The sequence below is a fragment of the Paenibacillus sp. FSL R5-0519 genome (assembly GCF_037974275.1).
GTDB lineage: Bacteria > Bacillota > Bacilli > Paenibacillales > Paenibacillaceae > Paenibacillus.
In genome coordinates, this window is the sequence record NZ_CP150234.1 from 2,779,678 (window position 1) to 2,801,815 (window position 22,138).

Annotated in this window: 18 protein-coding genes; 14 read left to right on the plus strand and 4 right to left on the minus strand. The window is 46.1% G+C overall.

The genetic code is table 11. The annotated features are described in order from the left end of the window. Window positions 1-26 precede the first annotated feature (26 nt). The 8 genes from MKY73_RS12835 to MKY73_RS12870 all read left to right on the plus strand — a co-directional run bounded on the left by MKY73_RS12835 (window position 27) and on the right by MKY73_RS12870 (window position 8,652). On the plus strand, window positions 27-419 hold the full coding sequence (locus MKY73_RS12835) for a DUF2500 domain-containing protein (protein WP_339307876.1): 393 nt from the start codon (window positions 27-29) through the stop codon (window positions 417-419). A gap of 147 nt (window positions 420-566) precedes the next feature. Continuing rightward, window positions 567-1,316 carry a glucose 1-dehydrogenase gene (locus MKY73_RS12840; RefSeq protein WP_339307877.1) on the plus strand — a complete coding sequence of 250 codons (750 nt, stop codon included), beginning with the start codon at window positions 567-569 and terminating at the stop codon, window positions 1,314-1,316. Between the two features lie 204 nt (window positions 1,317-1,520). Continuing rightward, window positions 1,521-3,206 (plus strand): hypothetical protein, encoded by a 1,686-nt coding sequence (locus tag MKY73_RS12845; protein ID WP_339307879.1) that lies wholly within the window; start codon window positions 1,521-1,523, stop codon window positions 3,204-3,206. Window positions 3,207-3,366: 160 nt separating this feature from the next. Then, window positions 3,367-3,789, plus strand: coding sequence for a cell wall hydrolase (locus MKY73_RS12850; RefSeq protein WP_278294688.1), 423 nt, complete (start codon window positions 3,367-3,369; stop codon window positions 3,787-3,789). A 159-nt stretch (window positions 3,790-3,948) separates the two neighbouring features. Next, entirely contained in the window at window positions 3,949-4,350 is a 402-nt protein-coding gene (gene gerQ, locus MKY73_RS12855) for a spore coat protein GerQ (RefSeq protein ID WP_339243111.1), read from the plus strand. A 223-nt stretch (window positions 4,351-4,573) separates the two neighbouring features. After that, on the plus strand, window positions 4,574-6,160 hold the full coding sequence (locus MKY73_RS12860) for a sigma-70 family RNA polymerase sigma factor (protein WP_339307880.1): 1,587 nt from the start codon (window positions 4,574-4,576) through the stop codon (window positions 6,158-6,160). A gap of 380 nt (window positions 6,161-6,540) precedes the next feature. Further along, complete coding sequence (locus MKY73_RS12865) at window positions 6,541-7,857, plus strand: hemolysin family protein (RefSeq protein ID WP_339307881.1); 1,317 nt, start codon at window positions 6,541-6,543, stop codon at window positions 7,855-7,857. Between the two features lie 282 nt (window positions 7,858-8,139). Next, a complete protein-coding gene (locus MKY73_RS12870; protein WP_339307882.1) occupies window positions 8,140-8,652 on the plus strand; it encodes a hypothetical protein in 513 nt (170 codons plus the stop codon). A gap of 2 nt (window positions 8,653-8,654) precedes the next feature. Here MKY73_RS12870 and MKY73_RS12875 read toward each other — a convergent pair whose 3' ends face one another. The 4 genes from MKY73_RS12875 to MKY73_RS12890 form a co-directional block, all read right to left on the minus strand. Further along, on the minus strand, window positions 8,655-9,608 hold the full coding sequence (locus MKY73_RS12875; protein WP_339307883.1) for a hypothetical protein: 954 nt from the start codon (window positions 9,606-9,608) through the stop codon (window positions 8,655-8,657). Continuing rightward, window positions 9,586-10,176, minus strand: a complete 591-nt coding sequence (locus MKY73_RS12880; protein ID WP_339234332.1) for a sigma-70 family RNA polymerase sigma factor — start codon at window positions 10,174-10,176, stop codon at window positions 9,586-9,588. The genes MKY73_RS12875 and MKY73_RS12880 overlap by 23 nt, the downstream gene beginning before the upstream one ends. A 244-nt stretch (window positions 10,177-10,420) precedes the next feature. Next, a complete protein-coding gene (locus MKY73_RS12885) occupies window positions 10,421-11,653 on the minus strand; it encodes an aminopeptidase (protein WP_339307884.1) in 1,233 nt (410 codons plus the stop codon). A gap of 87 nt (window positions 11,654-11,740) precedes the next feature. Next, on the minus strand, window positions 11,741-12,973 hold the full coding sequence (locus MKY73_RS12890) for an aminopeptidase (protein WP_339307886.1): 1,233 nt from the start codon (window positions 12,971-12,973) through the stop codon (window positions 11,741-11,743). A 233-nt stretch (window positions 12,974-13,206) separates the two neighbouring features. On the opposite strand from MKY73_RS12890, the gene MKY73_RS12895 reads away from it, so the two are divergent. The 6 genes from MKY73_RS12895 to MKY73_RS12920 all read left to right on the plus strand — a co-directional run bounded on the left by MKY73_RS12895 (window position 13,207) and on the right by MKY73_RS12920 (window position 21,947). Then, the gene (locus MKY73_RS12895) at window positions 13,207-13,479 is read left to right on the plus strand and encodes a hypothetical protein (protein ID WP_339255752.1); all 273 of its coding nucleotides are present in this window, start codon (window positions 13,207-13,209) and stop codon (window positions 13,477-13,479) included. 180 nt (window positions 13,480-13,659) lie between these two features. Continuing rightward, window positions 13,660-14,469, plus strand: a complete 810-nt coding sequence (locus MKY73_RS12900; protein ID WP_339307888.1) for an MBL fold metallo-hydrolase — start codon at window positions 13,660-13,662, stop codon at window positions 14,467-14,469. 179 nt (window positions 14,470-14,648) lie between these two features. Beyond that, window positions 14,649-15,659 (plus strand): aldose 1-epimerase, encoded by a 1,011-nt coding sequence (locus tag MKY73_RS12905; RefSeq protein ID WP_339307890.1) that lies wholly within the window; start codon window positions 14,649-14,651, stop codon window positions 15,657-15,659. A gap of 132 nt (window positions 15,660-15,791) precedes the next feature. Continuing rightward, complete coding sequence (gene fumC / locus MKY73_RS12910) at window positions 15,792-17,180, plus strand: class II fumarate hydratase (RefSeq protein ID WP_074095411.1); 1,389 nt, start codon at window positions 15,792-15,794, stop codon at window positions 17,178-17,180. Window positions 17,181-17,358: 178 nt separating this feature from the next. After that, on the plus strand, window positions 17,359-20,103 hold the full coding sequence (locus MKY73_RS12915) for a CHASE3 domain-containing protein (protein ID WP_339307892.1): 2,745 nt from the start codon (window positions 17,359-17,361) through the stop codon (window positions 20,101-20,103). Window positions 20,104-20,324: 221 nt separating this feature from the next. Beyond that, window positions 20,325-21,947: a PucR family transcriptional regulator ligand-binding domain-containing protein gene (locus tag MKY73_RS12920; RefSeq protein WP_339307893.1), complete on the plus strand. Its 1,623-nt coding sequence runs from the start codon at window positions 20,325-20,327 to the stop codon at window positions 21,945-21,947. Window positions 21,948-22,138 lie beyond the last annotated feature (191 nt).

Sequence of the window (22,138 nt, forward strand, 5' to 3'; positions counted from 1 at the left end):
TAAGTTGTATGAACGGAGGGAGAGACATGGGCATTGAATCATCCTGGATGTTTGATTTGTTTGGAACCGTCTTTCCGGTTGTATTTGTTCTGATTATAGGTATAGTCCTTCTGTCGATGGGAAAAGAGGTATGGAGGTGGGGACGCAACAACTCGGAGCCGCTGTTGACCGTGCCTTCACGAATCACCAGCAGACGGATGAAGTTGAGCCAGACGCAATCTGAACCAGGCAGTACAGCACGAACGTTATACTACGTCACCTTTGAAGTGGAGAGTGGAGATCGACTCGAATTCAAAGTGAGTGGCGAAGAGTATGGTTTGTGTGCTGAGGGAGACGAAGGACGGCTCTCGTTTAAAGGAACGCGTTATGTAGGCTTCGAGCGATATAATCGTGTGTATTCCGAACGCTTACGGGGTTAAACTAAGCAGCTTGCGCCAGGATGGCGTGAGCTTTTTTTGATTATTTGCTGGACAAGCGTTTCTTAATGGCTTTAACGTGTATTTATATAAGAAGAGGCATACTGAGATTATGATCAAAGGATCATTACCATAGAGGAGGCAATGAACATGTCATTTACAGATCAGGTAGTTGTTGTAACCGGTGCGGCACAGGGAATTGGACGGAGTGTGGCTGAGGCTTACGCGGTCGCCGGTGCCAAAGTTGTACTTGCTGACTACCAGGAAGCGGAGGGTGCGGCAGCTGCGGCTTCCATTCGTAATGAAGGTGGAGAAGCCATTTTTGTCCAATGTGATGTTCGGATTGAGCGGGACATTACGAACCTTTTTCGCACAACCGTGGAAGAGTTCAATCAAATTGATGTGTTGGTGAATAATGCAGGACTCGCCAAATGGAAGTCCCCCTATGAGCTAACGCTGGAAGAATGGGACGATGTACTCAATACAAATGTGAGAAGTTGCTTTTTGGCAAGTCGGGAAGCAGCCAAACATATGAAAAGCAATGAGCACGGGGGTGCCATTATCAACATGGCTTCTACACGTGCACTGATGTCTGAGCCGGATACCGAAGCTTATGCCGCATCCAAAGGAGCGATAGTAGCTCTCACGCATGCCCTGGCGGTCTCACTGGGTAAAGACCAAATTCGGGTCAATTGTATCAGTCCGGGATGGATTGAGACGGGTGACGTGGAGAAATTGAAGAAGGAGGATCATGAACAGCATCCATCCGGGCGAGTGGGTGTTCCTTCGGATATCTCCCGTGCTTGTCTATATTTATCTGATCCAAGCAATACCTTTGTCACAGGGACCAACCTCGTTATTGATGGAGGCATGACCCGAAAAATGATATATGAGGACTAGAACCGGGATCGATCCGGGCGAGCCCGCCACTATACCAACTTAAGAGTAATAAGCCCAAGTTAAGCACTTGGGCTTATTTGTTTTTGATAACTCGGTTGCTATAATAAATGTGATTTTACAACCGTAGAGGAATGGAGGGAGTATATGTTCGGGAAACAATCCCGGAAGGTATTTTGGCTGTTACTGCTGATCGGAGGGATGATAATGATAGGGAATGAGTCACCTGCTGAAGCTGACGGCGCGGATATACGGGCGGCCTGGGTATGGCAGGCACAGTCTGTTAGCAACGGAGATGAGCTGTTGGCCAATGCAGCTAGACATAAGATAAGCAGGCTATACGTAAATGTAGACATGACGTTGTCCAAGGAGGTATACCAGACGTTTATAGCCAAAGCCAGCCGTGCAGGTATCGCGGTTGAAGCGCTAGGAGGCGATCCATCCTGGGCAGTTAGTGGTCGTGAAGGCCCCATGCTCAGATTAGCTTCCTGGGTAAGTGACTACAATCAGGCTGCTGAGCCCAACGAGCAATTTGATGCCATACATCTGGATATCAAGCCCTATGTGTTACCAGCTTGGCAGGAAGATGCCAAACCACTGATACAATCCTGGGTGGCCAATATGAATCTGTTATTTGAGCAAGTGAGACAGAATGGCGCGGTTGCCGTGAATATGGACCTGCCATTTTGGCTGGATTCCTATACCATCACAGGAAATAGAGTTTCGCAGGATGCAGATAACGAACCATTGTCACGTTGGTTCATCGAACAAGTGGATCATGTCACTTTACTCGCTTACCGTGATAACGCACAAGGAAACAACGGTATCATACGTTTAATTGAACAGGAAATGAACTGGGCCGACGCCAGCAATGTGAGTGTAACGGTTGGGTTGAACACCAAACCGATGCCTGGCGAGGAATTCACGACTTTTGCTGGTAAAGGTGCAGCGCAGCTGGAAAGCGTTATTGAAGAAGTTGCCTCCGCATTCAGTGAACATACTTCATACGCCGGTTCTGCTGTACATGACATCGTATACTGGGGACAACTGGAGCCGTCAGAACTGCCATTACCGGAGATTCCAGCCAATCAACCCGAGATTCGGGGGACGTATATCTGGGAGGCCTCTCAGGTGACGAATGACGGGGGAGAGCACATACTAGAGTTTGCGAGAGAGCAAAATATTAACTGGTTGTATGTTCGGTTAGATCTGGATCAACCGTATTCGAGTTACCGCAGTTTTGTGAAACGGGCAAAAGCGCAGGGTATTGAGATCCATGCGATGGGTGGACATCCGATCTGGGGCAAAAAGGAAAACCGTCCACGCATTCAGCGCCTGATTGATTATGTGAAAAACTATAATGCGGAATCCGAGCCGGATGAACGATTTGAAGGTATCCATCTGGATATTGAACCTTACACTTTGCCGGAATGGGAGAATAATCGGGACACCCTGTTGACCGAATGGGCAGCCAACATTACATTTTTCCAGGAAGAAACGAAGAAGGACAGTGATCTCGAAACAAGTGCAGACCTTGCTGTATGGCTGGATACCTTCCCGTTGCCGGGAAAAGACATGTCTGTGACAGAGTTTATGATTGATACACTTGATCATGTGTCGATGATGGCATTCCGTAATCAGGCAGAAGGGTCCAATGGCATTGCTGCTGTTGTGAGTCAGGAGATGGAGATTGCAGATCGTCTGGGCAAAAGGTTAATGATTTCGGTAGAAATGAAGCAGAACCATGAAGGTCAGCATATTTCTTTTTATGAGAAAGGGGCAGCAGAGATGGAACTTCAGCTCGCCAAGCTTCCCGATCTGCTGGCCGAACATCAGGCTTACCAGGGCAACATTGTACATGCCTATGATTATTGGATTGAAGCCAAGCCTTAAACCGGCGAGTATTATAAGAAACGAATTGCTTCGGGACTTCACCTTGGGTGGGGTTCCGGGCTTTTTTTTATGGAAAAAAGATGGAATCGTGTCACCGAATGGGCTCCTGCACAATACGATGTACGGTGATGAACAGCTGAAACAAAGGAGGAAACAGACTATGGCTGTTATTAAAGCCAACTCAGAGGACGTCAAGCTGCTGGCTAGGCTGCTGAGGGCGGAGGCTGAAGGTGACGGCGAACAAGGCATGCTGCTTGTAGGTAATGTAGGTGTGAACCGGGTGCTGGTGGATTGTCTGGACTTCAAAGATATTCGTGACATCAACCGCATGGTATTTCAGAACCCCGGAGGCTTCGAGTCAACACAGAAGGGTTACTTCTACCAACGGGCGAGACAATCCGAGATTCGTCTGGCACAACGTGTAATTAATGGAGAACGGTTTTGGCCAGCCAGCAATTCATTGTGGTTTTTTCGACCTGTGGGCGACTGTCCGGATACGTGGTATAACCAGCAAAATACAGGACGTTTCAAAGCACATTGTTTCTTCAGTCCGACAGGCGACGACTGTCCGGAAGTCTATTAAATTTGGGGAGGAATCACTATGATTAATCAACCGTATCAACCTACGACTCAAACGATGGGTCAGCAAGCGAATTCCGTATTGGGCCAGCAAGCGAATTCTGTGTTGGGTCAACAAGCCAACTCTCAGGTTCAAGGTACATCTTACAAAATTGGTAACAGCATGCCTAGCATGTCACCAACGCCAGGAATGGTATCCCCTAGCTCAACTAGTGTACCGCCACTCGTATCCAGCGGAAGTCCAATGACTCCCTCGGGTGCTGTGGTTACGACAACGGCTCCTCAATTTGAGCAATCGTACATTGAAAATATTCTGCGTCTGAATCTCGGGAAGTACGGCACGTTCTACATGACATATGAAGGCAACAAAGAATGGAACGCTCGCATATTCCAAGGTATTATTGAGGCAGCGGGCCGTGACCATATTATTATCAGCGACCCGAAGACTGGAAGACGGATCATGCTGTTGATGGTCAATTTCGACTATGCTACATTTGATGAGCCATTGTTGTATCAATATCCGGGCGTGGTAGGCAACTACCCACAAGCTCCAAGCAGATTCTAATTGGTGGTTCTCCGTTTTAATTGATTGGATATGTCTAACACATCCTGATTTATTATGCTGTCCCGAATGTGGAGATGATCCGCGGACGGGACGGCTTTTTACATAAGCATTTAAGCGAAATCATTACAAAAATAATTGAGTCAGACGTAACCTTTTGATAAAAAGATGGCACTTATATATGAACAGAACAAGCAACAGGCCTATATGAAGGGAGTCCATAGCATTGAAGTCATGGATTGAAGGAGCAATGAAGGGCGAACTCGAAGCTTATGCGCAACTGATGGCGCAATATCGCGGAATGGCTCTTACTGTAGCCCATCACCGGCTGGGGGAACCATTCTGGGCAGAAGATGTTGTGCAGGAGGCCTTTACGGAGGCCTTTGGCAGTCTGTCCAAACTGGAGGACCCAGAGGCCTTCCCGGGGTGGTTCAAGGTAATCGTGGAGAGGCAGTGTTATCGCTGGCTACGACGCAAGCAGCATACCATGATTCCCGTTCAGGAGTTGGAGCATGTTTTCCATGAAGAGGAGGATCAGGCGCATAATCCGGAAAAACAAGCGGTGCAAAACGAAATGAATCGTACGCTGCGTGATTCTATTGCAATACTTCCATCATCGATGCGGATAGCTGTTGAACTGTTTTATTTGGAAGGATACTCGCTTAAGGAAATATCGGATTTCCTCGGGGTCAACGTACCTGCATTAAAGAAAAGACTGTTCGATGCCCGATCCAAACTTAAGCGTTCTATGCCTGTGAGAGATCTCGCCTCGATGTTCAATGATTTATATGAAGGAGGAAAAGGATTGTTACACATTATGAATGGGGACCACGCTGCCAATCGTTTAAGAGAGAGTGGAATCGAGGGGGATATCCTCGTATGGAGAGAATTATATACGTTTGGACCGGTAGTCCAAGATATGGGAGATGCAGAAGAGCGGAAGAATCGGGCATCCGTATTGGAACGGCAATTGGGCATTCCACAGACGAAATACTTGCAGATTGAGGAGCTAGAACGCAGGTTGCATTCGTTTCAACAATATAAAGAGATTGTCCTATGGTTTGAATACGATCTCTATGACCAGACGATGTTATCTTACCTGTTACATTATTTCAACGGACAAGCACTCCAGAATACGAAACTAAATCTGCTTTGTATTGACTCGTATCCAGAGATCAAGCACTTTAGGGGATTGGGTCAGCTTACTTCCTCGCAGATCGAACGGTTGTCCGGGAGTTGGCATCTGATTGAGAAAAAGGAGCTACAAGCCGGTACACAGTTCTGGGAAGCCTATACGTCAACGGATATACGGCATCATCTGGATTATTTACAGGCAGATACTTCTGCGCTACCCTTCGCAAAAGCTGCCTTTAAGGCGCATTTGTCCCGTGTACCGTCGGTATCCAATGGCCTTGGAGTCATTGAACAGACGACCCTGGAGACCGTTAGAGCGGGAGTAGATCGTCCATATCCTTTGTTTCGCGAGGTAGGGGACAAGCTGCATATTCTTGGGATGGGTGATCTTGAATACTGGGCACATCTGAGGCGGATGACAGAAGGACCTCATGCTCTGCTTCAACTGATTGGAGCAACAACTTTCCCTAATTTCAAGCAAGATGATGAAACATTCCGGGACGGAGTCCTGTCGCTAACGGAACTCGGAATTCAGGTATTGAATGGAGAAGTCGATTGGGCACTGCTGAAACAGGATGAATTCTGGATCGGTGGATTGCATAATCCGAGCGGGGAACAGACCAGATGGCGCTGGGATTCTGCTTCTGGAACTGTAGTAAACAAGGAGTCGACATCGTAAATAATCGTAATTAAGGGATAGAATCTGAGGAAATAACTGAATTGCTTAAGGAGAGTATCCAGCCACGCGGAAGCATGAGCGATACTCTCTTTGGTTTGGTTGGATCAAGGTTATGCGAAATGTTAAAAAAACAGCGTATTCATTACTTTTGTTAAAGAAAAAAGGCGTTTGTGCCATTTCGTTGTCATAGGACACGGATTGACTGTGTAGTGTAGAATTATATAATAAAAGAAGCATATCTTTGTTATTCGACAGAACAAGGTGGAGGTGGAAGCATTGGGAAGTTGAAATTGCATATGAGCGGCAGAATGGCTAATATCCTACATTTTCGAAGGAGGTGGACCTATTTGCCGAAGAATGACGGCGAATAGGATGAAAATTTGAGTGACCCCTTACCGAGTATTTTAAATTTAGTATTGATCGGTTTACTTGTATTAATGAATGGTTTCTTTGTGTCGGCGGAATTCGCGATGGTGAAAGTTCGTGGAAGCCGGATTGAGACTTTGGTGGAAACAGGTAACAAAAATGCAATATACGCTTCCAATATCATACGCAATATGGATGCATATCTGTCAGCTTGCCAATTAGGCATAACGCTGGCTTCACTGGGACTTGGATGGTTGGGAGAACCCGCAATTGCACACTTGCTAGAGCCCATGTTTACCGCATTTGGACTGGGACCCGTCTATGTTCATGGAATCTCTATTGCCATTGCATTTGTAATTATTACAATCCTGCATATTGTACTGGGGGAACTTGCGCCCAAGACGATGGCGATTCGAAAGTCTGAAACGATCACGCTGTGGTCTGCAGCCTTGCTAACGTTCTTCTACAAGCTAATGTATCCATTCATATGGGGACTAAACGGTATGGCTAACGGCTTGTTGAGACTGTTCCGAATGGCACCCGCTTCCGAGATGGACGACGCGCATAGTGAAGATGAATTACGTATTCTCATGAAAGAAAGCAATAAGAGCGGTTTAATTGATAATACTGAATTAGCACTTGTTGATAATATATTTGATTTTACGGATACAACCGCCCGTGAAATTATGATTCCGCGGACGGAAATGATCTGTCTGAATGCCAATCAGTCCATGCTGGAAAATCTGGAGATTGCCAGTGAGAGTATGCGAACAAGGTATCCGGTATATAACGGAGACAAGGATCATATTATCGGCTTTATTCACATTAAGGATCTGATGCGATCCCAACTTACGGATACCATCTCCGTAATCCGGCCGATCCTGGCTGTGCCAGATACGACCCTGATCAGTGATCTGCTTAAGCGTATGCAGCGTAGCAAAACGCAGATTGCGATTCTGATTGATGAATACGGGGGAACCTCCGGGCTTGTCACACTTGAAGATATCATGGAAGAGATCGTAGGCGAGATTCAGGATGAATTCGACCAGGAGCGTCCTGCCATTGAGCAAGTGGATGAGATGGAATACTCTATTGATGGCATGATGCTGATTGAAGAAGTCAGTGAACGATTCGGACTGGAGATGGACCGTGCCGATTACGATACCATCGGAGGTTGGCTATACTCCAGAGTGGATGCCATTCCACCTGAGGTCGGTCAATCGGTTGAGTATGGAGGTTATGTATTTGTCATTCAAGAGACAGAGCATAAGCGGATTTCCCGAGTGAATGTGATTAAGCTGGAACTGTTGGTTGAAGAAGAAGGCGCTTAGCCAGATCGAAATTCGAACAAATGAAGCTGTATGGTGACGAATGGTCATCGTACGGCTTCTTTGCATGCTCATGATTCCTGGGGTGTGAACAACAATACTTACATTACTGAATACATACGGGATGGAATAATTTAGGTTTCACCATATTTGAAAATGTATAAAAAAACAAAAGACGCTGCCGACATAGAATCGGAGCGTCTAATTTTTTTTGAAACCTGTCACCTGATTCGTCCGTTTATACCCTTACACAAAATGAAGTATAGAAGCGGAGGATGGATCAATATGCGGAAGATGAATAATAAGAGTGCAGTATCTATACTAAAAATAACCCTTGTTGCCTTGTTCATGGTGCCAACACTTCTGGTTATTCCTACGTCTGAACCAGCCGTTGCAAGCCCGATTATGAAGGTGTCCTCTGGTGCACTTACAGCTCCACCGCCGCCAGAACCATCCATCCATTCGCTCGCTAACACTCGCGAACGTGGACATATCTATCAGGCGGTCGGTGCAGTTATCCCTGGAGGAGGCCTTTCGGCCATCGTGAATACCAAGACTACGACCTATACAGCAATGAAGACACTTTCCGTAGATTATCGACTTGAGCGCTGGACAGGAACAGCATGGGTAACTTTCAAAGCCAGTTCCAACAATGAAACGAATACAAACTTACTGAATGCCAAATCGGATTGGACCGTTATGCCAGGATATTATTATCGCGTTACCAGTATTCATACAGCGTATGATGGAAGTACTACGGATACAAGTAAACATGTCTCTGACACCGTGTTATTTTGATTTTATCGGCGGGTGCTGCCGGGAAACTTCTGCTCTTGAAAATCGTTGGCGATCGCAGTCATTTCTTCTTCCGAAAGGGTGCCAAACAGACTCATATTGTTGGAACCCATCATCCATTGAAAGGAGTTATAGGGTGGGCCGATATACATCAGTGCTTCTGTGCCGTCAGCAAGCTTGACGGTGCTCATATCACGAAGCATGGCTCCTTCAATTTTCTCCCCAGGCATGACATAGACATAATCAAACTGGATAATCTCTTCCTCTATGCTCTTGCCTTCACTGGTATATTGAACTCTCATTTGGGTGGACTCATAATAATCGTCTGGATTCACAGGGTTTTCGGTATCGAGTACGAGTTCGAATTTCACTTTGTTGAATCGCTCCGGAATGGCCTTGGATAACAGAAAGTCACCCATGAACCCTTCACGTGCAATCTCTTCCGTAACAAGCACTGGACGAAGCACGTGGCTCGATAACTCATACGAAGGTGTATTAAGAGCGTCTTCTTCTTGTAATCTAAGAATATCTTCCAATGATGTTTCCGGTGGTGGAGGCGTTTTGGCGGTTGACGGATCAGCCCCCAGATGAGTCGTGCGATCTTCGATGATAATGGATTTCATGCCATTGCCCCAATCCTTGATGGATTGCACGAATGGGGATACCGCTTGTGTACCGGACGGCAGGCTGAAAATAACGGCCCCAATGGTCACCGATGCAGCTACGACAACTGAAAGTCGTAAGGTACGTATTCTTTTTTTACGTAAACCGATTCTGTTAATTTCCCGTTGTACCTTCTGCCAGGATTGCTGCATGGATTCGGTATGGGAGGCGGAAGGGGCAGAGACAGCTTGATGGAAAGCCTCATCAAAAGCCATTTCAAACGCAGCGTCGAAATATTCGTCTTCTAGCTCGGAATCGAATTGCTCCACATGCTTATCGGACTTGCCTTTGCTCAATGCTTCCACCCCATTCCTTATGTAATTTCTTCTTGATACTGCCGCGGGCTCTGAACAAGCGTTGCTTCACAATCTCTTCGGAGGTATCCAGCAGTTCGGCCATCTCTCGGTAGGAGAGACCTTTTTTCCACCGTAACTCCACTAGTACACGGTATTCCGGTTTGAGCTGTCCGAGATAATATTCAATGGACTCTTCCATCATCTGCGTTTCTACCATACTTTCCACGGAAGCTGCTGTCTGATTCATCGTCTCCATATCTATAAAAACACTATCCGTATCCAATTGGTTACGGTTATTTTTATTTTTTCTCAGATAATTAATAGCGGTGTTCCGTGTGACGACCTTGAGCCAGGCTTTCAGTTTGACCTCGTCTTCGAAAATGGGTTTGTTTTTAATAATTTTGATAAAAGCTTCCTGAATAATATCTTCTGCTGCAGCACGCTCCTTGATAATATAAACGATAAGACCATGAACCATATTATAATATTCATAATACACTTCTTCTTGAAGTGCAGAGCCTAAATTATGGAAATCTGAGGCAAGTAGTAACTGGAGCCGATTGGCCATGATGTTCTCCTTTCTGGTGAACAATCCACAAACATTGGTATCATTACATTTTACAACATAATATGGAAACGATACAATGGGAGGTTGGTCCGAGAAAAACCAGAAGAAGAGAGCATGTGCAGCCTCCGGACAGTTTGCTGAAAATTAATAAAAAGGCTGTCTTGCAACCATGAATACATGGTTGCAAGACAGCCTTATGACCGAAAAGTGAGCATATTTCTTTCGAGCACTTTTCCGTAATCTGTTAAAATGCCCAGTCTCCCTTAAGGAAGATGGGTTCACGTTCACCGTTTGCCGTAATACCGTAGATGTCCGTCTCGGGGGAGCCCATCATGAAGTCCACATGGGTGATACTGCTATTCATGCCACGAGCTGCAAGCTCTTCTGGAGACATTGTTTTGCCACCTTCGATATTGAATGCATAGGAACTGCCAATCGCAAGGTGGCAGGACGCATTCTCATCATACAATGTCGTGTAATACAGGATGCCACTCTCAGAGATCGGTGAATGGAAGGGAACCAAAGCGACTTCGCCGAGGTAATGAGAGCCTTCATCCATGGAAATGAGTCTTTCCAGTGTGTCCTGACCTTCTTCAGCATGAAAATCAACGATCCGTCCGTTCTCGAATGTGAGTGAAAAACGATCAATGATACTGCCGCCATAACTGAGTGGTTTGGTGCTGGACACCTTACCATTAACGCCATGCTTGGATGGAGCGGTGAATACTTCCTCTGTCGGGATATTGGCAACAAAAGGGATGCCTTGCTCATTTACGCTACCCGCCTGCGCCCAAATATGGCCATCTGGTAGCTCGACTGTAAGATCCGTCCCGGGGGAGAGGAAATGAAGTGCTTGATACTTTTTGTTATTGAGTGCCACAGCCTTGGTTTCCAGTCGTTCAATATGCTGTTCCCAGGCCGCTACAGGGTCCTCCAGGTCGGCTCTCACCGCAGCAAAAATGGCTTCCCACAGCTGGTTAACCTGCTCCGTTGCAGGGAGATCCGGGAATACTTTGGCTGCCCAAGCGGGAGAAGGACAAGCCACACCCGTCCAGCTCATTTTATCCGCCTGTTGATACTGTCGGTACTTGGCCATCGCCTGACCAAATGTACGCTGATGAGCCGAGATCCGCGCAGGATCAATACCTTTCATCAGATCCGGGCTGGATGACAATACAGTCAGGAAGGCTGCATTATTGGCCGCCAGTTCTTCAAGCTCCGCTGCATGCCACTTCGGCGGCTCTTGGAAGGATTCCTCAGGGGCCATCTCAAACCGCAATCGATTCACCGTTTCATCACCGTATTTTACAATAACCTGCTTGGCACCGGCCTCGTATCCCTTACGCACCAGCAAGCGCACGAATTCAGCGGTATCAATCATCGCACTAATAACAAATACTTGCCCGGGCTGCACGTTGGCACCTACTCTTACAGCCAGTTCAGCGTAACGATCCAGTTTTTGTTCAAAACTTAACATATGAGTTCCCTCCAATTGTTGAATTAGTGACCTGTTGACGCAGGAAAAGAGAGGAGTGATCTCCTCTCTCCTAATACATCAAAGCGATCAAACAGCCCAGTTTCCTTGCAGGAAGATCGGCTCTTCCGCACCTTCGGAGGTTACACCGTGAATGTTCATCTCTCCAGATCCAATCATGAAGTCCACATGAGTGAGACTGGAGTTCATGCCACGTTCAATCAACTCTTCTTTGGACATCGTTTTACCACCTTCCAGACAGAAGGCATAAGCATTACCGATCGCCAAATGGTTGGACGCATTCTCATCAAACAAAGTATTGTAGAACAAAATATTCGTATCCGAAATCGGTGACTGATGAGGAACAAGGGCTACTTCACCCAGATAGTGTGCACCTTCATCCATCTCGATCAGGTTTTTCAGTGCATCCAGTCCCTGTTCAGCAGTGTAATCTACGATTCGACCGTTCTCAAATGTCAGGGAGAATCCGTCAATCAGGTTGCCGCCGTAGCTCAGTGGTTTCGTGCTGCGAACGGTACCGTTAACACCCGTTTTCAGCGGAGCTGTGAATACTTCTTCGGTAGGCATGTTGGCAATAAAGACATGTCCTTGCTCATTCACACTTCCACCAGATACCCAGATATGTCCTTCTGGAAGTTCAATGGTCAAGTCTGTGCCTGGAGCTGTGTAGTGGAGCTTTTTGTACTTCTTGTTGTTCAGCAGATCAGCGCGGGAATCGAGATTTTGCAAATGGGTTTTCCATTCGGCAACAGCATCCTGTTCACCGATCCGTACGGTTTTGAAAATAACATCCCACAAGCGGTCCACTTGCTGTGCTTCCGGCAGGTCCGGGAATACTTTAGCAGCCCATTCCGGAGAAGGGACGGCTACAATAGACCAGCTGAATTTGTCGGCCATCTGATATGAACGATATTTTTCGAGCGCTTTGCCGCGCACTTTTTGACTCGTAATAATGCGTTCCTGAGCTACACCGTTCAGCAGATCCGGGTTCTCAGCAATGACGTGCAGTACAGCTGCTCCTTCTTCAACGAGTTCAGTCATTTCAGCTGCAAACCATTTCGGTTCAATGGAGAAGGCTTCATCGGGTGCAAGATCGTAATGTAGACGTGTAACCGTTTCGTCGCTCCAGTTTACTTTAACCAATTTGGCACCTTTACCATAAGCTGCTTTGACAATCAGTCGTACAAAATGTGCTGTCGAGATTGGTGCATTAACCACAAGCGTCTGCCCAGGATGGATATTGACACCGACTTGTACAGCCAGTTCAGCATATTGCTGCAGATTTGTTTCGAAAGTATTCATGCTATTTTTTCCTCCAATGTGATAATAATATCGTAGCTTGTTGGCTATTATAGATGTTGGTCAAACACGTATTATAGTCCTCATTACAACTATGTAAGGACTCAAATGGTTCCTTCATTGAATAAGGTATACGTTGCTACGTTATATATTGTACAATTAACCAATAATAATTACCAAACTAGGTTTACCAGAAATGTTGGAGACCGACTGTAGATGAAAGATTAAAGGAGAGAATGATTGTGAATATTGAAATTATCCGTGCTGAAATGCGCCGTGAAGATGAAAAAAGTTTCGTAGGGAATACCGTTTTCCGTACAGAAGGTGAAAAGTCAGTATATGAGATTACCTTCATGAGCAAGAACGGAAAAGATTGGGACTACAGTTTGCATTTCACGGAGCAATCCGGTGATGAAGAAGAGTTACTGCGTATGGACGAGTTACTGGAGAATGACGATGATCTGTACAATCAATTGCTCGATGCTGCTTTGGAGGCATATCCGGCTTAACTGGCGGAGATGTTCTTGTTCTATTGTGTCGTGTCGATGACTATACTAGACGGTGTATGCCCGAAACAGGGTGTATACCGTCTATTTTATTGGAAATGTTGAATAGATGATCCAGAAAAGGGAAGTCTACGAGATGAATGGAACCAGAGAAATAATCCGCCAAATGGGAGGTAACCGTGAATGGCATCTGACAATCTGATTACAGAAGGGTTGACGGGACTTGAAGAAGTCGCGCCCGATATTCTCAGTTTACGTACACTATTCGTTAATGTCGTGTTCATCGGAGAGCCAGGAAGCAGGAACTGGGTCCTCGTGGACACCGGAATGGCGAGGTTCACAGATCATATTGTTCAGATTGCAACAGAACGATTTCAAGGTCCGCCGTCTGCGATCATTTTGACACACGGTCACTTTGACCATGTAGGAACCGTTATTGAGCTGGAACAATTCTGGGGTGTGCCCGTGTATGCTCATCCGCTTGAAATTCCGTATTTAACGGGATTGAAAGATTACCCGCCAGCGGATCCTTCTGTAGGTGGAGGTTTAATGTCCAGGTTGTCATTCGCGTATCCCAATGAGGCAATCAATCTGGATGATCGGATATTCAGTTTACCCAAAGATCACACTGTTCCAGGCTTAGCAGGATGGGAGTGGGTGCACACGCCAGGACATACACCTGGACATGTGTCACTGTTTCGTGAAGCGGACCGTCTGTTAATTGCGGGAGACGCAATCATTACAGTGAAGCAGGAATCGCTGTGGAGTGTGTTGCTTCAGGACAAACAGTTGCATGGCCCGCCTTCCTATTTTACAACCGATTGGCAGGCTGCTCATCAATCGGTTCAGCATATAAGGCATCTGGAGCCGAAACTTGCAATTACCGGGCATGGGCATGCCTTGAGCGGAGATATGCTGAGAGAATCCCTGAAGAGGCTTGATATGGACTTTAAAGAGAGCACTGTGCCGGATCACGGCAAATATGTGGATTAATTCAACGAACATATGAAAGTATGCAGAGACAGCCGCAGGGGATTGTAGCTGTCTTTTTCCTGTCTTTTTTGTTTTTCTATCATGAATTTGTTCTCTTTCATAGATTGGTATTTTGTGCTCGGGCATGATATAGTCGAGCCGTATAATATAACCTTAGTATGCAGGAGGTACATATAACGATGACACAACAAAATGCAGCATTTGAAGAACAATTTGGAGGGATACCGGCCATTTGGCTTCGTTTTAATCAGTTTGAAGCGGCTGTTATTCCAAGCGTGGGTGCCAACCTCGTTGCTTTCCGTGATACAGAAAAGGGTTTCCGTTACTTAAGAGAGCCGAATCAGGATCAGATGGATGAGTTTATGGCTGCACCAGCGGTCTATGGAATTCCGATTCTATCTCCGCCGAATCGTTATGAGGATGGACGTTTCCCTTGGAATGGTCAAGTCTATCAGTTGCCTGTGAACGAACCGGCTACAGGTAACCATTTACATGGATTTTTGCATGATGCCGAGTGGAAGGTTGAGGGGTACGGTTCTGACCAGTTGGAGAGCTATGTACTGCTTAGCCAGGACGTGAAAGAAGGACATACATTCCATAAGTACCTGCCGTTTACGTTCACAGTGACGCTTCGCTACTCTTTGAGCAGCCTAGGACTTCAGCAGCAATTGATCGTCCGTAACACCGGAAAGGAAACCATGCCTAATTTGTTTGCATTCCATACGGCAATTGCAGTACCATTTGCACCGGACAGTCAATCCTCGGATTACACGGCCAAAGTTACGATTGGACAACGACGTGAATTGAATGAGCGTTCTCTGCCAACAGGACAATTTCAACCGCTTACACCTGAGGAAGAACAATTGAAGAAAGACGGAGTTAGTCCGTTCTTTGCTGCCATGGATAATCATTACACTGCAGAACCGCAGAATGGTCGTAACTATATGGAACTTACGGATCACCGTACTGGAGACAAACTGGTCTATGATGTGGGTACTTCCTACAAGCACTGGATGATCTGGAATAATAACATGGGTGGCGAATTCTTCTGTCCTGAACCACAGATGAACCTGGTTAACGCTCCTAATGTTGAAGGCATCCCGGCAGAAGAAATCGGATTGGTCGGTCTGGCACCAGGCGAACTATTCGAACAGAGCAGTCGACTTTATCCAATTGCGGCACAAAAATAATTGATATTCGTTTTGCGCTACGCTTACAATTTTGTCGAAAAGGTGAAAACCTGCTCGTAAATCATGTATAATATGACGAGATACACACGCTTTGTAGAGACCCAAACCATCTTTTTGGAGGAGGACAAGCAAGTGGAATACCGCATTGAGAGAGATACGTTAGGCGAAATGAAAGTACCAGCCGACAGGCTGTGGGGAGCTCAGACGCAGCGCAGCAAGGAGAATTTCCCGATTGGCAGCGAACATATGCCGATGGAAGTTATACGTGCCCTTGCCATTTTGAAAAAAAGTGCTGCGGCCAGTAACCATAAATTAGGTAAATTATCTGCCGCTAAGTCCGATGCCATCGCTTATGCAGCAGACGAGATTATTGCAGGTCGTATTGATGACCATTTCCCACTGGTCGTGTGGCAGACTGGTAGCGGAACGCAATCCAATATGAACGTGAACGAAGTGATTGCCAATCTGGGGAACCAACTGCTGGAGCAAAAGGGAAAAGAAGAGCGTCTGCATCCAAATGATGACGTGAACATGTCCCAGAGCTCCAACGATACATTCCCAACGGCTCTGCATGTCGCAGGTGTTCTGGCTGTTGAGGATCAGCTCTTGCCGGCCATTGCGGTATTAAAAGCGACTTTTGCAGACAAGTCGGAGGCATTCAAGGATATTATCAAGATTGGACGTACCCACCTTCAGGATGCAACACCAATTACGCTTGGCCAGGAGATCAGTGGTTGGGAAGCCATGTTGGGCAAGAGTGAGCGTATGATCCGTGAAAGTGTACAGTACCTGAAGGAGCTTGCGATCGGCGGTACAGCTGTTGGAACGGGCATCAATGCTCATCCGGACTTTGGGGACTTCACTGCCAAGGAGATTGGCAAACATACAGGGAAAGATTTTGTATCTGCACCAAACAAATTCCACGCCCTTACAAGTCATGATGAAGTTGTATATGCGCACGGTGCCGTTAAAGCGCTTGCAGCTGATTTGATGAAAATTGCCAATGATGTTCGCTGGTTGGCCAGTGGCCCCCGTAGTGGATTGGGCGAGATCCGTATTCCTGAGAATGAGCCAGGCAGTTCCATTATGCCGGGTAAAGTCAACCCAACTCAGAGCGAGGCCATTACGATGGTGGTTACGCAGGTCATGGGTAATGATGCAGCGATTGGTTTCGCGGCAAGTCAGGGTAATTTTGAACTGAATGTATTCAAACCAGTTATCATCTATAACTTCTTGCAATCCGTGCAACTGCTGGCGGACTCCATTATTGCGTTTAATGACAAGTGTGCCGTAGGCATTGAGCCTAACCTGGATCAGATTGAACATAATCTGAACAATTCGCTCATGCTGGTTACAGCGCTCAACCCGCACATTGGTTATGAGAATGCAGCCAAAATTGCGAAGCTTGCGCATAAAGAAGGCTTGTCTTTGAAACAGGCGACGTTACAAACGGGCTTGCTTACCGAAGAGCAATTTGATCAATATGTCGATCCAGCCAAAATGATCGCTCCAAAGGCCTAAAATCAGACCAAATGAGCAATATAGATCAATGAAGAGGGCGACCTGCACAAGCAGGTCGTTTTTCTTATGCTTACCGATGAACTTAGAGCTTGTCAGACTATACGTATCCATATAAACTACATATGCACCACTTTTCATTTAATAGAATGGGATTCGTATATATTTGGAGGTTTCCGCGTTGTCAAAAACGAGAAGATTTACGATACGCTCCAAAATTTTATTGGGCTATCTTGTGGTTGTGCTTTTGTTTGGAGCTGTTCTGCTAGTGCTTACGGCCCAAATTAATGTACTACAGAAGGAAAATGATTTTATCTCTCATCATGATCTGGAAGTACATAATCTGACCAACGCGATTGAAAAAAATGTCTTGAACATGGAGACAGGACAGCGTGGATTCATGATTACAGGCAATGAGAGTTACTTGGAACCTTATTCTCAAGGTCTATCCCAATGGAGTTCCAACTATGATCAGTTGAATGCTCTCATTAGTGACAATCCTTCGCAGCAGCAGAGTCTGCAAAGCATCAAAACTCATATTACGCGCTGGATTGAGATTGCTGGGGAGCCGTTGGTAAAGTTGAAAAAGCAAGAGGATCAAGCCAAAGTTGTTGCATTCTTTCAAACTGATCCGGGTAAAACTGAAATGGATCTACTACGCTCCCAACTTACTACCTTCCGTAACACAGAGATCGCATTGACTGAGGCAAGGGTAACCGATCTAGCCACACGGAGCTCCACATTGTTGACGATTATGTATACGCTGTGGGGGGTTATCGCGGCGTTATCAATTGCAGCGGCTCTTGTGATATCCGGAAATATCGTCAAAACGTTGCGAGATGTTATGCAGACCATCAGTGATATCTCCAAAGGTGGGAACCTGAAGCAGCGAATTCAGGTGCGGACACATGATGAAGTGGGGGACCTGGGCCACGAAACCAACAAATTACTGGATGAAGTACAGGAACAGAATCGGGTCAAGGACCAGATCACAGGCATTGCGACACTCTTGCAGAATCCGACCAATCTGGAGGGATTGTCCCGCTTGTTCCTGAGCGAGCTTGCCATGTTGTTTGAAGTTCCCTACAGCGTCTTGTATTACTGGAAAGACAATCGACTGCTGCGTGTGGCTGCATATGCTGCGGATGGAGAGAAAGAACGTTCGCTCGGTAAAGTGTCGCTTGCCCCCGGTGAGGGGCTGGTGGGTCAAAGTGCCGTGGAGAAGCGAGTCTTGCGCATGAATGATCTGCCCCAGAACTATATTCGAATCTCTTCGGGTCTCGGATATACATCTGCCACCTCTCTTACCGTAGTACCGGTCCTCTTCGAAGGCAGAACGATTGCGGTCATCGAGCTTGCTTCAATGAAGCCATTGCAAGAGAATGATATGAAGCTGATGCAAGAACTGACGGACATTTTTGGTGTTTCTTTACACTCGACCGTCACTCGTATGGAATTACAGCAATTATATGATGAGTCACAAGTTCTAAATGAAGAGTTACAGGCACAATCGGAGAAACTTCAGTCTCAGACCGAAGAAATGTTGTCTCAGACGGAGGAACTGCAAATGCAGACCGAAGAGCTTCATATGCTTAATGAACGCCTGGAGATACAGAAGAGCGCTGCTGAGACATCAGCCAATGAACTTGCAGTTGTGGCAGATCAGTTACGAACAAGCTCGGGGTACAAATCCGAATTCCTGGCGAACATGTCCCATGAACTGCGGACACCGCTTAACAGCATGTTGATTTTATCCGAAATATTGTCTGAAAATAAAAACCAACACTTGAATAGTGAAGAACAGAACTATGCTTCGGTCATTCACAAGTCAGGTAAAGACCTTCTGAATCTGATCAATGATATTCTTGATCTGTCCAAGGTAGAGGCCGGGCAGATGGAAGTGGATTTTGATGATGTTTATCTGAGCAGTCTGCCTGAAGTCATGAATCAATATTTCCTGAAAACAGCTGAGCAGAAAAAAATAGATTTCCGAATTCAGCTCCAAAGTCCTTTACCGGAAACCATCGTGACTGACGAGATGAGAATGCATCAGATTCTTCGAAATCTGCTCTCGAACGCATTCAAGTTCACCAGTGAGGGTGAAGTTGCTTTAACGATCTCCAAAGTGAGTTTGGCTCATCCTGAGGTAGAAGATCAAGAGACCGATGTGATTGCTTTCTCCGTCAGTGATACAGGGATTGGCATAGCGGAAAACAAACTTCTGCAGATCTTTGATGCATTCAAACAGGCGGATGGGGCTACGGCACGTAAATATGGCGGAACAGGGCTTGGTCTGTCGATCTCTCAATCGCTTGCAACTTTGCTGGGTGGGTCAATCTCGGCCACAAGTCGTGAAGGACATGGCAGTGTGTTCACGCTGTTCCTGCCTCTGCGAAGAGATGAACCAGAGACTATGAATGTATCGCGGTTGTTCTTGAATGAGGTGGCAAGCACTAGACCTGAGATCAATAAACTTCCTTCAATGACTTCCGAACAATCGGATATTTTATTGACACCTCTGGAAGAGTCTTTGCTCAGTGGTCGTCAAGTGCTTGTCGTTGATGATGATATTCGAAATGTATATGCACTGGCTAACGCTCTCGAGCAATACGGCATGAATGTCATTTCAGCTCAGAATGGGTATGAATGTCTGGAATTGCTGGAGCGTGGAGGAGTCAAGCCTGATATCATCATGATGGATATTATGATGCCGGAACTGGATGGTTATGAGACAACTCGCCAGATCCGTGAACGGCTTGGCATGACTCAGCTTCCGATTATTGCACTGACAGCCAAGGCCATGAAAGAGGATCGGGAGAAATGTATTGCTGCAGGTGCTTCGGACTATCTCAGCAAACCGCTGAATGTCAAAGATGTATTATCTCGAATGAAATTATGGATGAATCACGAAACCATGGAAATCTGATCTGAAAACCTATGCCGATTACAGCAAAGTGCGCTGTAATTAGGTCATAGGTTTTATTTTTTTGTCGTGTAAGCTTTATTGAATGAAATGATGTTATAATACTTAACAACAAATAAAAGTAAAACGACTGAATATGGATTTAATTCGAGAAATGATACGAAATTTAGTTTTGATAATCAGAATGACATTATATCGTGTTATATATATGGGAGGTAGTGTCCATGCAACTTACGGTTAAAGAGGCTTTACAGGTATACCCGTTATCCGAGGCCAAACTGGTTGCGGGTGGAGAAGGGACTTCACGGATGATGAAATCCGTTAATGTCATGGACGCTCCTGATATCGCGGATTGGATCAAATCCGGAGAAATGTTGTTCACCACCGCTTTTATTATGAAAGACAGTGAGACAGATGCACTACGTTTGATGCGGCGCTTGAATGAACGTGGCTGTGCAGGACTCGGCATCAAGCTGGGACGTTTCTGGCAGTCCATTCCCCAAGGCATTGTTGAGGAAGCTGATCGACTTCGTTTACCATTGCTTGAGCTTCCTTTTCAATTCACCTTCTCAGACCAGATGAATGCTTTGTTCAAGGCTGAACATGAACGCAGTAACCGATTGCTGCATGAGGTTGTGCAGAAGCAAAAGAAATTAATGCAGTTTGCACTGAAACAGCAGCCACACCGGAATGTGTTCGCCGAACTTGCCACAGTGTTGAACTATCCGCTTGCCGTCATTGGTTCTCGTGGGCATGTGCTTTACGGTAGTGAGGGCATTGCAGGGGATGCTGTAACCCAAGGCTGGCCTTGGAAATCCGTCATGCACCGAGTGAAATGGAATCAGGGAAGTTGTCATCGCGTACCGATCAAGCAAAATGATGAAGAATACGGATCGTTGCTGGTATTTACCGATTCAGCCCTATCCCTTCGGGCAGAAGAAGAACTGTTCCAACAGGCTGCTGATGTGCTGGCATTTTATATGGATATGACGTATCGAGAGCATATTAATCCGACCGTGCAAGATGAGATGCGTACGCTGCTTTCACAGTATCTGGATAACAAAATAACCATTCAGGAATTGACCACCTTGAGTGAAAACAAAGGTGTACATCTGTTCCAGGGAACGTATCAGTGCGTACTGATTACGCTTGAGCCAACTCTGTTTGCCGAGGGGAAGTTGCTTAAACAGATTCATCGCGAATTGCAGTACAATCCGCTGATGCAATTCACGGCTTCACAGCATTTTCAGATCGAAGATGGCATTCTGTCCATCTATACCTGTCCAACAGGGCGAGATTATGGAGAGGAGCTGTCAGGTTTTCTGTTGAACCGCTTCGGTGATGTTCTGGCAGCACAAGAAGCAAAAGGAGCACCGGCTCCGCGTTTCTGGATCAGCAAGATGAAGCATGAACCCAAATCGCTCCGTGAAGCTTACCAAGAGTGTCTGGATACACGACAACTGGCTCGTCGGTTCGGCATGAAAGACCGTGCGCTGCAATTTGAAATGCTGGAATTTGCCTACGTGTTCCAACATGTACCGGATAACATCATGGAGAACTACTGTAATAAAGTGCTTGAACCGTTACTTGCCAGGGACGGTGATCCCAATCAGGTATTGATGAATACATTGGAGTCCTTTATCGAGAATGATGGACTGATCAATGAAGCTGCCAAGCAGCTGTTTGTGCATCGTAACACGGTCACTTATCGTATGGAGAAAGTTGGCAGCTTGCTGCAAATGGACTTTAAGAAAACGAATGATCTGCTCAAATTAAAGCTGGTATTCACCTTCCGCAAGTTTGTGCGGGACAAAGCAGCTGCAAGACCGCACAACGCGCAGCTCTAGACCGCACTTTGTGCATCGTTACAATGCTACTGGGGCTTAGACCCATGAACCGCATTCCCTTGATGGAGTGCGGTTTTTTCATGTTTAAGGACAACAAAAGCTGAACTTCCCGTGCACAGCAAACAAATCGCAACTCTGATGTTATGTTATATTACAAAATTGCGTAAATATTGTTGTCGCGACATTGAACG

What these genes read in the sequence shown, in the direction of transcription:
- MKY73_RS12870 (WP_339307882.1), top strand. Translation starts at nt 8,140, where the DNA reads ATGCGGAAGATGAATAATAAGAGTGCAGTATCTATACTAAAAATAACC.
- MKY73_RS12900 (WP_339307888.1), top strand. Translation starts at nt 13,660, where the DNA reads ATGGCATCTGACAATCTGATTACAGAAGGGTTGACGGGACTTGAAGAA.
- MKY73_RS12840 (WP_339307877.1), top strand. Translation starts at nt 567, where the DNA reads ATGTCATTTACAGATCAGGTAGTTGTTGTAACCGGTGCGGCACAGGGA.
- MKY73_RS12835 (WP_339307876.1), top strand. Translation starts at nt 27, where the DNA reads ATGGGCATTGAATCATCCTGGATGTTTGATTTGTTTGGAACCGTCTTT.
- MKY73_RS12895 (WP_339255752.1), top strand. Translation starts at nt 13,207, where the DNA reads ATGATTGTGAATATTGAAATTATCCGTGCTGAAATGCGCCGTGAAGAT.
- MKY73_RS12880 (WP_339234332.1), bottom strand. Translation starts at nt 10,176, where the DNA reads ATGGCCAATCGGCTCCAGTTACTACTTGCCTCAGATTTCCATAATTTA.
- MKY73_RS12845 (WP_339307879.1), top strand. Translation starts at nt 1,521, where the DNA reads ATGATAGGGAATGAGTCACCTGCTGAAGCTGACGGCGCGGATATACGG.
- MKY73_RS12920 (WP_339307893.1), top strand. Translation starts at nt 20,325, where the DNA reads ATGCAACTTACGGTTAAAGAGGCTTTACAGGTATACCCGTTATCCGAG.
- gerQ (WP_339243111.1), top strand. Translation starts at nt 3,949, where the DNA reads ATGCCTAGCATGTCACCAACGCCAGGAATGGTATCCCCTAGCTCAACT.
- MKY73_RS12885 (WP_339307884.1), bottom strand. Translation starts at nt 11,653, where the DNA reads ATGTTAAGTTTTGAACAAAAACTGGATCGTTACGCTGAACTGGCTGTA.
- MKY73_RS12890 (WP_339307886.1), bottom strand. Translation starts at nt 12,973, where the DNA reads ATGAATACTTTCGAAACAAATCTGCAGCAATATGCTGAACTGGCTGTA.
- MKY73_RS12905 (WP_339307890.1), top strand. Translation starts at nt 14,649, where the DNA reads ATGACACAACAAAATGCAGCATTTGAAGAACAATTTGGAGGGATACCG.
- MKY73_RS12850 (WP_278294688.1), top strand. Translation starts at nt 3,367, where the DNA reads ATGGCTGTTATTAAAGCCAACTCAGAGGACGTCAAGCTGCTGGCTAGG.